Genomic DNA, 14,725 nt, shown 5'->3' on the forward strand with positions numbered 1-14,725 from the left:
AGAAGTATGAGGCGTACAGATTGAGCGCGTGGCATGCTTCTGTAGACAGATTTAGTGTTAAGTGTTTTTAATTAATCATTAAAAAACATGTGGTTATAATTGATGGTTAGTGCTGTTTCATCCGTGCAAAGTTAATGACTTCAGAGACATCTGGTTGTGCTATTCGCTCAACCAGGATGCAATGGTCGGAGTAGCACAAGTTTCATGAAGACTAATAAACACTTAGTGAGAATTTTCTCACAAAAATAGAAAGACCGTTGGTTGTCATAACAAAATAAAACTTGACTGAGGTCATACTTACGCATTAAACAACGGTAATGCATGCATAAAAATGTGAAGTTGCCGGATGTGTATGCCCATACCGGGGTCGTGGATAAAGACGTTTCGGACTGGAGAGATCTCAAAGGATGAAGAATTAATGAACTGGCAGTGGGTGTCTTTTTTTGGCGATAGTACCGTGCTGTTACCTAGCGCGGCAGCATTGTTCATTGTCTTATTTTTGCGCAGACCGTCAAGGCTGCTAGCCTGGCAGTGGGGAATGCTGTTCGGCATCACTGGCGCCATCGTTTGTGCATCGAAGCTGGCCTTTATGGGGTGGGGCATGGGCATTCGCGAGATTGACTTCACTGGGTTCAGCGGACATACCGCACTTTCCAGCGCTTTCTGGCCTATTTTCCTGTGGTTACTTTGTGCCCGTGGCACGGCATCGCTTCGTCGGGCCGCTATTGCTGCTGGTTATGTGGTGGCCGGTCTGGTGGGGTATTCCCGTTTAGCGATCCACGCACATTCAACATCGGAAGTGGTGGCTGGTCTGCTGTTGGGGGCCTGTGGAAGCGCGCTGTTTTTGTTGGTTCAACGACGGACATCATGTGCCGTTAATGCTCAGCTTTCGTGGGGAAGCGTATTGAGCCTGATTATCGTCCCTATCGTACTTCTGAATACTGGAACCAAGGCACCGACTCAGTCTTTGCTGGGGGAGATTGCTGTCAGGCTTGGACCGCTGGAAAAGCCCTTTACCCGAGCAGATCTACATCAAGGAGTATACTGAGCATTTGTTAACATCGAATGACATCAGTGAGATTAATAGATTTCAGCGTCACCGTTAAATCTTCATATTGATGAAATAAATAGTTGTTATGTCATCCTGAATGATTTTAACGAGAATAGTGATGACGATAATGCTTGTGAGAAGAATCCTAAATAGCTGCATGGGTTTGCATTTTAAAAAAATATATAATTTGTCAAGTGCAATAACCCTGGAATAAGTATTAATTTTTGTAGTTGACTTATGAAAATGGGATTGTATTTTTTGTTCTGACTGAGTGCGTTAAAGTCATTAAAAACAAGGGGTTGCTAATGCTTCCCGGCTTCGTGCGCTTATGGCATTCAGTTCCAACTCAATATCATTGAATAATCTTATTGAATGACAACCACTTGTCGGATGAGTCACTTTCTATTGTTTTTATGCGTGAATAAGTGTCATTTACACTCCCATTTTACAGCAGAATCTCGTAAACTTGATGCCGCAAAAATTATAAATAGTGCTTGATAATTAGGCGCGTAAGCCGCCAGTCAAAAATAGAATAAAGTGAAGTACAGTGCATTGGTAGCTGTTAAGCCAAGGGCGGTAGCGTCTGTAAAGACATAGCGCCACAGGCTTATCTCCATCTGTTAGAAATTCCTAAATCCTGCTCCAGCAGGTGATTCTCCTGAAGACCTGTATATAATCGGCTATCGTTCAGTCGCGGATGGTGCTTAATGCTGTCGGTTGTGCTGGGAGACCGGCATCGGCAGTAGTACATGGCTTTGATGCGATGGAGAGCAGGACTAAATCGTTTCACCGGTAAGTTACTTCATAAGTTCACAGATGATGAATATTGCATCATCACCGTCGAACTCACATACTACGACTGGCGTCCGAGTGCGCTCTCAAACTCATACTCCCCATTGACTCCCGGCATGTGGAAAAGGGGCTAAAAACGGATCTTGTACAATGATGAAAATCGCGCGTATTGCACTTGCTTTGGGGCTGTTGACATCGGTGAGTGCGCAGGTTTATGCCTCTGGTCTGGTACTGAATGATAATGAACTTCGTAACGATCTGTCCTGGCTTTCGGACAGGGGCGTTATCCAGCTTAGCCTCTCGACCTGGCCGTTAAGTCAGGAGGAAATCACTCGCGCGTTAAAAAAAGCTAAACCTTCTTATTCTTCCGAGCAGGTTGTACTAGCGCGTATCAATCAACGACTTTCCTCATTAAAGGCTGATTTCCGGGTCAGCGGTTACACCTCTACTGACCAACCAGGTACGCCGCAGGGCTTTGCCCAAAGCCAGCCTGCGGATAACTCACTTTCTCTGGCCTTTAATAACAGCGGTGACTGGTGGGATGTCCACTTGCAGGGGAACGTGGAAGGCGGTATGCGTATTAGCAATGGCTCACGTTTCAATGCTAACGGCGCCTACGGCGCGGTGAAGTTCTGGAACCAGTGGCTGTCGTTTGGCCAGATGCCACAGTGGTGGGGGCCGGGTTATGAAGGTAGCCTGATCCGCGGCGATGCGGCCAGACCAATGACCGGGTTTCTGATGCAGCGTGCCGAACAGACGGCGCCCGAAACCTGGTGGTTACGTTGGATCGGCCCATGGCAGTATCAGATTTCTGCCAGCCAGATGAATCAATATACCGCGGTACCACATACAAAAATAATCGGTGGTCGTTTGACCTTCTCCCCGTTCCAGTCTCTGGAGCTTGGGGCTTCACGCATTATGCAGTGGGGAGGGGAGGGACGCCCGCAGTCATTCAGCAGTTTCTGGGACGGTTTTACCGGGCAGGATAATACCGGTACCGATAATGAACCTGGTAACCAGTTAGCGGGTTTCGATTTTAAATATAAGTTAGAACCAACTTTAGGTTGGCCGATCAGCCTGTACGGGCAGATGATTGGTGAAGATGAAGCAGGCTATCTGCCATCGGCGAACATGTTCCTTGGCGGTATTGAAGGACACCATGGTTGGGGTAAGGATGCGGTCAACTGGTATATTGAAGCCCATGATACCCGAACTAACATGAAGCGAGTCGGTTATAGCTATAGGCACCATATATACAAGGATGGATATTATCAACAAGGCTATCCTCTAGGTGATGCGATGGGAGGTGATGGACAGCTTTTCGCCGGTAAAGTTGAGCTGGTTACTGAAAGTGATCAGCGCTGGAGTGCTCGTCTAGTCTATGCGAAGGTGAATCCTAATAATCAAAAAACCAACCAGGCATTTCCTAATTCGGATACGCTGAAAGGGATTCAGTTGGGATGGAGTGGCGATGTTTATCAGTCAGTACGGTTAAACAGTTCACTTTGGTATACAAATTCAGAGCATAGCGAAAGAGATGATGTAGGTGCCAGCGCTGGCATTGAAATCCCTTTTAACATATAGGCTTGAATCTTGAGTTAAAAAGAGTGTCTGGATGCTCTTTTTTAAGGCCAGTAAAATTTACTGGCTAAAACAAACGGCTCATGAATTAACAAATTTTGATTTACTGATGATGTGACATTATGAATAAAAAAATTGTAAAGCTTTCGGTAATAGCACTGACGGTAGGATTTTTAACCGGTTGCACCATTGTACCAGGTCAGGGACTCAACAGCTTACGTAAGAATGTCGTTGAATTGCCTGATAGTGATTATGACCTGGATAAGCTAGTAAATGTTTATCCAATGACACCTGGCTTGGTTAGTCAACTTCGTGTTAGTCCAGCAATGGCTCGACCAAATGCAGAGCTAGATGCATTGCTAAGAAATTATGAATATCGTATCGGAGTTGGTGATGTACTGATGGTGACAGTTTGGGATCATCCAGAACTCACAACTCCCGCAGGACAATATCGTAGTGCAAGTGATACGGGGAATTGGGTAAATTCAGACGGAACAATTTTTTATCCATATATTGGAAAGGTTCAGGTTGCAGGTAAAACAATAAGCCAGGTGCGCCAGGAAATATCGAATCGACTTACGACATATATTGAAAGCCCGCAAGTAGATGTAAGTGTTGCAGCGTTCCGTTCGCAAAAGGTCTATGTTACTGGAGAAGTCACAACGTCTGGTAAACAAGCAATTACTAATATCCCACTAACAGTAATGGATGCAATAAATGCCGCTGGCGGATTAGCTGCTGATGCTGACTGGCGCAATGTGATTTTGACGCATAATGGTAAAGATACAAAGATTTCACTTCAAGCGTTGATGCAAAAAGGTGACCTAACTGAGAATCGATTATTATATCCAGGTGATATATTATTTGTGCCACGTAATGACGATTTAAAAGTCTTTGTCATGGGCGAAGTTGGCAAGCAAAGTACATTAAAAATGGATCGGAGTGGCATGACTCTTGCTGAGGCTTTGGGTAATGCTGATGGTCTTTCCCAAGTAATGAGTGATGCTACCGGGATTTTTGTAATACGCCAATTAAAAGATGATAAGCAAGGTAAAATAGCAAATATTTACCAACTCAATGCACAAGATGCATCAGCAATGGTCTTAGGTACAGAGTTTCAACTGCAGCCATACGACATAGTTTATGTGACTGCTACACCTCTAGTTCGTTGGAACAGGGTCATGTCTCAACTTGTGCCTACTATAACTGGTGTTCATGATATGACTGAAACCATCCGCTATATTAAAACGTGGCCGTAATATGTTCAATTCAATACTAGTAGTATGCACCGGAAATATATGTCGTTCACCGATAGGTGAACGTTTGCTGAGAAAAGCGTTGCCTGGAAAGAAGATTGATTCAGCAGGTACATATGCGGTTGTAGGGCATGAAGCAGATAGTAGTGCAACCAAAATTGCGTTTGAAAACGGATTGAGTCTTGATGGCCACAAGGGGCAACAATTTACTTCGAACCTCGCGCGTGAATATGATTTGATTTTGGTCATGGAAAAACAGCACATTGAGCATATTGATCAAATAGCCCCTGAAGTGCGTGGTAAGACAATGCTATATGGTCACTGGTTTGATAAAAAGGAAATTCCTGATCCATACAGGAAAAGTGATGAGGCTTTTCGCTATGTATTTGACCTTTTGAATGAATCATCCCGCTTGTGGACCGAAAAGTTAGATAGATAACATCAGGAAAAATCAAATGCCATCGGTAATGAAGAACAAAATTGAAAAAGTGGACTCAGATGATTTTGATTTGGGGCGCTTTATAGGTGAGCTTGTAGATCATAAAAAATTGATAGTAAGCATAACCGTGTTTTTTACATCAATTGCAATCGTTTATGCTCTTTTTGCAACGCCAGTGTATCAGGCAGATGCACTAATTCAAGTTGAGCAAAAACAGACCAATGCAATTCTAAACAGCCTAAGCCAAATGTTACCTGATAGTCAGCCGCAATCAGCACCTGAAATTGCGCTACTACAGTCGAGAATGGTATTAGGAAAGACTGTTGATGATTTGAATTTACAAGCTCAAGTTACTGAGAACTTCTTCCCGATCTTTGGTAGAGGTTGGGCTAGGTTATCGGGATATAAGTTTGGTGAACTAGAAATACAAGATCTTTATATTAAAAAAGAAACTGATGAAGATCCGAAAATCACAGTAACCATTATTAATGACTCAACATTTGAAATCGAGGGTGCAGACTTCAGCTCTAAAGGTGTTATCGGTAAAATGTTTGATGATAACGGAATCCGTTTGCTAATCAGCAAAATTGATGCAGAACCGGGCGCCGAATTTGAAATCAAATACCTTACACGACTAGAAGCAATTGATAATTTACAGAAGTCATTTTCTGTGAATGATCAAGGTAAAAACACTGGTATGTTGAATTTGACATATACAGGTACGAGCCCAGATAAAGTTTCTAAAATTTTAAAGAAAATAAGTGACAATTACCTTGACCAGAATATTACAAGACAGGCCGCTCAGGATTCAAAAAGTCTTGATTTTCTAAAAGAGCAATTGCCTGTTGTACGAAACAACTTAGATCTAGCTGAACAAAAATTGAATGATTACCGAAGACAAAAAGATTCTGTTGATCTTTCAATGGAAGCTAAATCGGTGTTAGATCAGATTGTAAATGTTGACAATCAGTTAAACGCGTTAACCTTTAGAGAAGCAGAAATATCTCAATTATATACAAAAGGGCATCCAACCTATAAAGCTCTTTTAGAGAAACAAAAGACATTAAGTGATGAGAAAGAGAAACTAAGTAAAAAAGTTAATGGAATGCCTGAAACTCAGCAAGAGGTACTTAGACTTAGCCGCGATGTTGAGTCTGGTCGAGCTGTTTATATGCAATTGCTAAACAGAGAGCAAGAGTTAGGTATTGCTAAATCCAGCGTAATAGGGAATGTGCGTATCATAGACCAGGCAATTACAGAGCCAAAACCGATTAAGCCTAAGAAAATCATAATCCTATTATTAGGAATTATAATGGGGTTGATTATTTCGGTGGGCGCTGTTTTACTGAGGCTTATATTAAAGAAAGGCGTCGAAAGTCCAGAGCAGTTGGAAAGCATTGGCCTGAATGTCTATGCAAATATTCCTTTATCTACTTGGCTTATAGGCAAAAAGAATACATCGGCCGCGAATAAATCCAGCATTGGTAGTGGCTTATTGGTAGTTGATAACCCAACTGACTTAGCAGTTGAAGCTATTAGAAGTCTACGCACAACCCTTCATTTTGCGATGATGGAGGCGAGAAATAACATTTTGATGATTTCTGGCGCTAGCCCAAATGCAGGCAAAACGTTTGTAAGTAGTAACTTGGCAGCGGTTATTGCCCAGGCAGGTTTGAAAGTATTATTCATAGATGCTGACATGAGGAAAGGTTACATCCATCATATTCTTGGCACAAAAGAGGATAACGGACTTTCAGATATTCTGTCAGGAAAAATCACTATAGAAGAAGGTATCAAGAAAGTAGAATATGCTGGTTTTGATTTTATTTCTAGAGGGAAAATTCCTCCTAATCCAGCTGAGTTATTGATGCATCCAAGATGTAGTGAATTGCTGGCAAGAGTTGAAAAGCAATATGATCTTATCATTGTCGATACTCCACCTATACTTGCAGTTACTGATGCGGCAATTGTCGGCCAATATGTTGGAACGTCGTTTTTAGTTGTTAAGTTTGAGCAAAACACGATTAAAGAAATCGATGTGAGTAAGAAAAGATTCGAGCAAAATGGTGTTGAAATTAAGGGTTGCGTTCTTAATGCAATAGAAAAACGTGCAAGTAGTCATTATGGCTATGGGTACAACTACTATGGTTATTCCTACAAAGATAAGAACTCTTAAGTAATGAATAAAAGGCTGGCAAATAATTGTCAGCCTTTTATAAGTTATCTAAATGTAAAACAATTAGAATAAAGAAGAGTATTCAATGAGAGTAAACATAAGACAGAGCCTGACAAAAGTCACGTATATCTGTATCTTTATATTTTGTTTTACAAGCGTGTTTAGTCTAATTTCAGCTCGTCTAGATAATGCAATTATAAAGTTATGGAAAGAAATCATAGTAATTTTATACTATATGGCTAGTGTATTTTATATGATGACTTCAAATAGGATAAGCTATAAGAAGATTTTTATAGTAGTCTTTTGTCCCGCATTTATAATCCTTTTTTATGTGGTGACATCTATAAATGACCCACTTGTCTTAGTTTTTTATCAAATGAAGAGCGATCTGATTCCATTTTTATTCGTTCTTGGAGTCATTGCAATAATAAGAACTAACTCAGAAGCAGAAGAAATATATTACAAGATATTAAAGATAATACTCGCGGTAGGCTGTATAAATGTAATCCTAATTATTGTTCAAAAAATATTTACTGAATGGTTTATGATTTTTTTGCAAATAGATGATTTTAATAACTCATCAAGGGATAGTGGCTTAAGGCTTGATAACGTCAATGATTCCCTGCGTGCTATGGGAACATTTACAAGTTTTATTGCATCGGGTACTTTAATGGCACTTTGCTTTATTATAGTCAATGAGCTCAAACAAATAAAATTAAGAACAAGAATCGTATTATCTATTGTTTTTCTTGGGGCTGCAATTGCGACCACTTATAAAACCGCCATTATTGGAATTATGCTGTATTTGATATTAAAAATGATAGTGGTTTTATTTTCAAGAGGGGGTAAGGCTGTAAAAAACAGTATAATAATAGTTTATACCCTTGCGGTTTTTTTTATGACAGCATTTTGTTTTAATGATTACTCCATCTATAATCAACTAAAAAACACTTCCTTCCATGATGCTGCATATAGTTCAATTTACATTCGAGTGAAGCAGCATAATGACATATTTGAAAGTGTTGAAAGGGGAAACATACTGACAGGTGCAGGTATTGGCGTGAACGGTACCGAGGGGCCTCAGGGCTTTAAATCAAATAGTAAGGCTTTGGATAGTACATATATAAATGTTTTCAGCAATTATGGATTGCTTGGTGTTATTTTCTATCTGACTGTATTGTTTTTATTAATGTGCTACTTGTCAGTAAAAAAAACACCTCTAGGAGCTAACCTGGCATTAATGCTTCTGTTGTATCATTTGGGCATCGAGTTTTTCACAAATAATATTTTAATGGACTTTCCATTAAATTTATTTTTTTATTTACTTATCGCATTCCCATTATTTTATTCTCACTCAGGTGAGTGGGGTTTTACTGAAGGCGAAGAAGACGAAGAGGAACGCAATATATGTTAGCGTGGATTGTTGGACCTTCGGGGAGGTTTGATACTGGTGTTGCTAAGTATAGTTTTGAATTAGTCTCAGCATTAAAGAAATTATGTCATTTGGAAATTGAACTGGTCTATCTGGATGATAAAGGCAAACCGAATTCACTTCGTAGATATATGTGGCAATTTATATATCTACCAGTTTGGTTCATGTTTAAAAAGAATAAAGAAGATGTGGTTATCTATCAGGAAGCATTTAGTCATATATCTTTCTTCAGGATATTTAGCAAGAAAAAAACAATTGTAATAATACATCATGTGCCAGAGGTCAATGATAACTCGGTAAAAGGAGTGTACTTAAAGATTTTGTTTTTCATCCTTAAAAAAATGAAAAATGTAATTTACGCTACTCCTACATTATTTACCAAAGATTTGTTATCAAAGTGCATGTCGATTCCTCAAGAACGCATCTATGTTGTACCTAATGCTGTTTCATATGACGTAGATATAAACTTAACCGATGCAACAGATATTAAAGTTATTAACGATCTCCTGGAAAAGAAAAAACAGGGCTACAAGATTGCTTTGAATATTGGGAGTTTTGAAAAAAGGAAAAATATCTCTGTATTGGGTGAAGCATTACGCCTCCTTCAGGATGAAAAAGTATATTTTGTCAAAGCTGGTTTTGCAATCGATGAAAAAATCAAGCAAGAGTTTGACATGAGTATGAAAGAATATGATATAGACTATCTGCTACTTGAAAAGATATCTTCTAATCTTATTGGCAAATTATACCAGTGCTGTGATTTATATTTAGCACCAGCTACATATGAAGGATTTGGAAGAACTCTAGTCGAGGCACAGAATGCAGAATGTCTAGTCTTGTCATCTTCAATTCCAGCCCATAATGAGATAATGGCTTCGACTTCATTGGTCGTTACGAATTATATGCAACCAGATGAATGGGCTAAAGCTATTAAGCTAGCATTATCTAAAAATAAAATCGATTACGATAAGATAATTGAACAAGGGAAAAAAAACGCATCTCGATTTTCTCCTTTTAATGTAGCAAAAACTTTTATGAAAATACTATGAGAAAAAAAATATTATATATTGCATCACGTGCTCCTGTATCATTTGCAGGACGCGAGTACATGATAAATCAAAATGTCGAATTTTTTAATAACTTAGGTTTTGAAGTGGATATGTTTTTTTTTGAGAATAAAAGCATACCAAAAATTAATAAAGTAAGAAATATTTTTCAGTTCCCTAGACCAGGATTGGGGGGTATTGTTAAGAGTTTTTATTCAGGAAAAAAATTTTCGTTTCAGGAACGCCTTTTTTATTCAGATAAAGCAAAAGAATTTATTAGCCAACTCTTACAAGAAAATTCTTACGAAGTAGTTGTTGTTGATATGGTGAGAATGTCATATCTAGTAGAAGATATAGATGTAAAAAAAATATTAGAATATGATGACCTTTTGAGTATGCGGTATGAGCGTATGTTAGCTGATTTCAACAATAACATAGACCTGCTCGGTACTTATACAGAAAAGTTTCCGCCATTTATAAGTAAGTTAATTAAACCATTCAGAAAGATAGTGTTGAAAAAAGAATCCGAATTAATTTCAGTTCGAGAATTAGAGTTGTCAGAGAAATATAATGCAATAACATTTACTTCTCCAGTTGAAGCTGAGAAATTTAGTACCGAAAGTGGTAGATCGGATGTATATTTTAACCCCCCTGCGATAAGTCTTGATAAATCAAATATCAGTAGAATAGATAACGTGAATCAAGCTAGTTTCTTTATTGTGGGAAATATGAAGGCAAACCATAACTTAGCAACTCTGCAAGTAATTGCTGATATATTCCGACGTAGTGATATAAAAGGTAAAAATATTACAATCTCCATTTATGGCGAATACGATAATCGGGCGCAGGAAATGTGCACCGGATTAGATAATATAATCTTAAATGGAATCATAAGTGACATATCTGATATTTTTAAAAAACACAACTGCCTTATTGCACCTATTCCATTCGGCTCAGGTATTAAGGTGAAAGTAATTGAAGCAATGAGCTATGGGGCTTTAGTTATAACAAATAATATTGGTGCTGAAGGGATTGGAATTCAGCATAATATTAATTTCCTCAGTTGTAATACTTTGGATGAATTTGCGTTAAGTATAATTTCCGTACACGATGATTATGCTAAGCATCTAGCGATAGCAAGTAAAGGTTCAGAGTATGTACGGGATAACTTTTCAAAAAAAGTTGTTAAACAAAACATCAAAAATATTTTTGAGCATATTGGGATTAATAATTAGGTGACTTATGTATTCAGGTAAAGTATTAGTCATTAATGAATGTTGTTCTGATAATATAGGTGACCATGCTATTAATGAAGGAATTAAGAGCTTACTAACGGCGAATGGATTGGAGCCAGTATGTATTGGCTTTGACGCCGAGCTAAAAATAGTAAACCCCACTAAAATAGATGTGAATGAAGGTATTAAAGACAAGCTGCGGAAGATCAAATATAAATATATAACATCTAATATTATTGTTAAGTACCCGCGATGGATAATCAAAAACAACAAACGAATGGCAGCTATAGATTTCTCAATCTATAGATTCGTGATTATAGGTGGCGGACAGTTGTTACAATCAGGGGGCTCGTTTCCGATAGCTTTATTTAAGTGGGTTACTGAAATCAAACGAGCAGGTGTGCCTGTTTATATTCTAGGTGTTGGTTGCGCCGAGAAATTCGGAAAAATAGACAAGCAATTGATTCGAACAGCAATTAACAGAAGTAACGCCCTATATTTGCGCGAAAAAAAATCGATCCAAAAAGTAAAAAGTTTTTTTTCCGTAGATGCATCATATATTCCTGATTTGGCTTATAGTTTATACTCGAAAATTAGCCCAACGAATAATATGAATGATAAATATGTCATTGTTGGCGCTACTTCATATTACGTGTACACAAAAAATATTAAAGAGATAAACAAAGATTCGTGTAAATCACTGACTGAATATATTCAGATGTGGATAGAAATAATAAAAAAAGAAGTGCTCTCTGGAGAGAAAGTTGTCTTGGTTTCGACTACTGTCGATGACGCGGCGTTAAACGAATATATTTTTAATACTGCTGAAATAAAGGCCTTGCATGATTCAGTTTCAATAATAGAAAAATTGACTCCACTTCAAGAATATCTGAATGCTCTTTCTGGCGCAAAACGCATATACTCTGGTCGGATGCATTCATTGATTTTAGGGCATATAAATGGCTGCGAAATTCAACCAATAAGATTGAATAAAAAGATCGATTATTATATTGAAGAGTATTCTGGTCGAAGTCCTGAAGAAATAAAAAATGAAATAGATAATGTGTTTAAGGGAATTAATAAGGATTTCAAATGTTAATCTTCGATCTTAGTGCGACACAACCTACAGAGACCTCAAAGTTTCATGGAGGAAGTGAATATGCAAAAGCAATTTTCTTAAAGTTTATAACAAAAGGTTTTACAAACTTTACTGCTGTCTATAATGAGAAGTATGAATTAGATAATGAAATTAAAATGTTATGTGTTGAAAATAATATTAAACTTGTAGGTAGGTATGGCACTGGAGGTATCGTTGAGTTTGTTAATACTACACAACCGACCTACTATTATTCTGCACTACCTTATGAACAATCAGGGATAGACACTAAAAACACTATATTTCTAATGACAATACATGGGCTTAGAGAGATAGAATGTCCATCCGACATAATTGAGTTGTCTTATGTCAGTTCGTTACAAACCAAATTAAAAGTATTCATTAAGAATGTTTTCTTTCCAAGTAGGAATAGAAAAAAATATAAGAAAAAGTTTGATGAGTTATTAAACAAAGAAAATGTACGCATTATTACTGTTTCTGAACATACCAAATATTCACTGTGTTCTGTTTTTCCATATATTAAAGATAAAGATGTATTTGTCAGTCCCGCGCCATGTCCCTTTGGCCCGGACAATGTCTTAAAAACAGAAGAGCTTCAGAAATTAAATCTAGCTGATGATGGTTTTTTTCTTCTTGTAAGTGGAAATCGGTGGTTGAAAAATAATATAAGAGCGATAAAAGCGTTAGATGAGTTCTATCTTAAGAATGACAATTGCCAAATTAAAACTGTAGTAACAGGAATGAGTTCTGTCACAATTGATTTAAAAAATCAGGATAAATTTATATTCTTAGGCTATATCGAAAAAGCCTCGCTTGATTGGTTGTACTCAAGTGCATATTGCTTTATTTATCCATCATTAAATGAAGGCTACGGTTATCCGCCATTACAAGCGATGCATTATGGCACACCAGTTTTAGCATCTTCGGTATCAAGTATTCCTGAAGTCTGTGAAAATAATGTTTTATACTTCGATCCTAGAAATATTCTGGAGATAGAAAATAGGATAAACAGAATCTATAAAGAAGAAGGGCTTTATAATAAATTGTCAGTTTTAGGGAGAGAGCATGCACATTCAATTAAGTGCTTGCAAGATAAAAAACTGAACGATGTTGTTGAGTTTATATATTATTCATTCATTAATAATCGCTAAGAGTATACAATGTCGGAATCAAACTCTAGAAAAACGATTATGGCCATAGCGTGGAGCGCTGGAGAACGGTTCTCTGTTCAAGGGTTTCAATTTATAATTAGTATTATACTTGCTAGATTAATATCACCAGCAGAGTATGGTGTGATGGGTTTAGTATTAGTGTTTATTATTTTTTCCGATCTCTTAATAAATAGTGGTTTTTCACAGGCATTGATACAAAAAAAAGATAGAACAGAAATTGATTACTCCACAGTGTTCTATTTTAATATTGTTATAGGCTTTATAATTTATGTTTCATTATATTTTCTTGCGCCATATATAGCTGCCTTTTATAAAGAAGATGTACTGGTCGGTATATTAAGGGTGGTTTCACTTGTTGTGCTTATTAAACCATTTTTTTTAGTCCAAATGACGATTTTATCGGTCAATTTGAATTTTAAATTAAGGACTAAAATTAATTTCATTAGTGCATTAATAAGTGGAGTAATTGCTGCTATTTTGGCATATCGTGGTTTTGGTATTTATGCATTAGTTTGGCAACAGTTGCTAAACAATTTGTTAATTACTATTTTATCATTTTCACTTATCAGGTGGCTTCCCAGATTACATTTTTCCATTGTATCATTAAAACAATTATTTCATTTCGGATATAAATTATTAATATCAGGCGTCATTCGAAGTTTAGTTGATAATGGATATGCGATAATGATCGGTCGACTACTCTCTATACGTGATGTCGGCTTTTATACTCAGGGGCGAAACATCCCTGATTTAATATCAATGAATCTTTTTACTATACTGCAAAATGTTTTTTTTCCAGTAATGTCAGAAATGCAGGATAATAAAAAGGCACTAACGTCTTTCTACAGAAAGGGGTTGGAAGGTGTGTCGTTTATTATAATTCCAGTGATGGTCGGTCTTATGCTAATTGCTGAACCTTTTGTGCACTTTTTCCTCTCGGAAAAGTGGAGTGGGGCTATAGTGGTTATGCAGTGGATAGCACTGTCTCGTTTGATAATACCGCTGAGTGCACTAAATAGCAGTCTTATAAATGCTATCGGTCGATCAGATGCTTATTTACGCATTGATATGCTTAAATTACCTATTACCATTGGAGCATTGTTTATCACTGTTCCATATGGTCTTCACACCGTTGTTATTGGGAATGCCATTGTTTCTTTTATATGCTTTTTTATTAATGCATACTACCCGGGGAAATGGTTCGGACTCGGTGCTTTTATACAGTTGCGTATTATATCCAAAGTGATAGTGGCGACTGCAATTATGGCTGTAAGTATTTATTTTATTAATTTAACATCACCTCTATTTGAACTATTAACTCGAATTGTAGTTGGTGCTTTTGTATATTATATTGCGTGCGTTTTATTGAAAGTTGAATCGTGCATAATGATAAATAAATTTGTCCTTAATAAGATTTTAAAAAAATGA

At 37.4% G+C, this 14,725-nt stretch carries 11 protein-coding genes; all 11 read left to right on the forward strand.

Going from position 1 to position 14,725, the window contains the following annotated elements; genetic code table 11:
* Nucleotides 1–418: 418 nt before the first annotated feature.
* The 11 genes from ACMYSP_RS20970 (at nucleotide 419) to ACMYSP_RS21020 (ending at nucleotide 14,725) form a co-directional block, all read left to right on the forward strand.
* The gene (locus tag ACMYSP_RS20970; protein ID WP_434583966.1) at nucleotides 419–1,048 is read left to right on the forward strand and encodes a phosphatase PAP2 family protein; all 630 of its coding nucleotides are present in this window, start codon (nucleotides 419–421) and stop codon (nucleotides 1,046–1,048) included.
* Nucleotides 1,049–1,993: 945 nt separating this feature from the next.
* Nucleotides 1,994–3,427, forward strand: coding sequence for a capsule assembly Wzi family protein (locus ACMYSP_RS20975; RefSeq protein ID WP_434583967.1), 1,434 nt, complete (start codon nucleotides 1,994–1,996; stop codon nucleotides 3,425–3,427).
* A 119-nt stretch (nucleotides 3,428–3,546) separates the two neighbouring features.
* Entirely contained in the window at nucleotides 3,547–4,683 is a 1,137-nt protein-coding gene (locus ACMYSP_RS20980) for a polysaccharide export protein (RefSeq protein ID WP_434583969.1), read from the forward strand.
* A 1-nt stretch (nucleotide 4,684) separates the two neighbouring features.
* Complete coding sequence (locus ACMYSP_RS20985) at nucleotides 4,685–5,119, forward strand: protein tyrosine phosphatase (protein ID WP_434583970.1); 435 nt, start codon at nucleotides 4,685–4,687, stop codon at nucleotides 5,117–5,119.
* Between the two features lie 16 nt (nucleotides 5,120–5,135).
* Nucleotides 5,136–7,295, forward strand: coding sequence for a polysaccharide biosynthesis tyrosine autokinase (locus ACMYSP_RS20990; protein ID WP_434583971.1), 2,160 nt, complete (start codon nucleotides 5,136–5,138; stop codon nucleotides 7,293–7,295).
* A gap of 253 nt (nucleotides 7,296–7,548) precedes the next feature.
* On the forward strand, nucleotides 7,549–8,709 hold the full coding sequence (locus tag ACMYSP_RS20995; RefSeq protein ID WP_434583972.1) for a hypothetical protein: 1,161 nt from the start codon (nucleotides 7,549–7,551) through the stop codon (nucleotides 8,707–8,709).
* Entirely contained in the window at nucleotides 8,703–9,776 is a 1,074-nt protein-coding gene (locus tag ACMYSP_RS21000) for a glycosyltransferase (RefSeq protein ID WP_434583974.1), read from the forward strand. Before ACMYSP_RS20995 ends, ACMYSP_RS21000 begins: the two co-directional genes overlap by 7 nt.
* Entirely contained in the window at nucleotides 9,773–11,008 is a 1,236-nt protein-coding gene (locus ACMYSP_RS21005) for a glycosyltransferase (RefSeq protein ID WP_434583975.1), read from the forward strand. The genes ACMYSP_RS21000 and ACMYSP_RS21005 overlap by 4 nt, the downstream gene beginning before the upstream one ends.
* A gap of 7 nt (nucleotides 11,009–11,015) precedes the next feature.
* Nucleotides 11,016–12,107 carry a polysaccharide pyruvyl transferase family protein gene (locus ACMYSP_RS21010; RefSeq protein ID WP_434583976.1) on the forward strand — a complete coding sequence of 364 codons (1,092 nt, stop codon included), beginning with the start codon at nucleotides 11,016–11,018 and terminating at the stop codon, nucleotides 12,105–12,107.
* Nucleotides 12,101–13,276: a glycosyltransferase family 4 protein gene (locus ACMYSP_RS21015; protein WP_434583977.1), complete on the forward strand. Its 1,176-nt coding sequence runs from the start codon at nucleotides 12,101–12,103 to the stop codon at nucleotides 13,274–13,276. Before ACMYSP_RS21010 ends, ACMYSP_RS21015 begins: the two co-directional genes overlap by 7 nt.
* Before the next feature lie 9 nt (nucleotides 13,277–13,285).
* Complete coding sequence (locus ACMYSP_RS21020; RefSeq protein WP_434583978.1) at nucleotides 13,286–14,725, forward strand: lipopolysaccharide biosynthesis protein; 1,440 nt, start codon at nucleotides 13,286–13,288, stop codon at nucleotides 14,723–14,725.

This window comes from Klebsiella sp. R390, assembly GCF_051131745.1.
Classification (GTDB): Bacteria; Pseudomonadota; Gammaproteobacteria; order Enterobacterales; family Enterobacteriaceae; genus Klebsiella.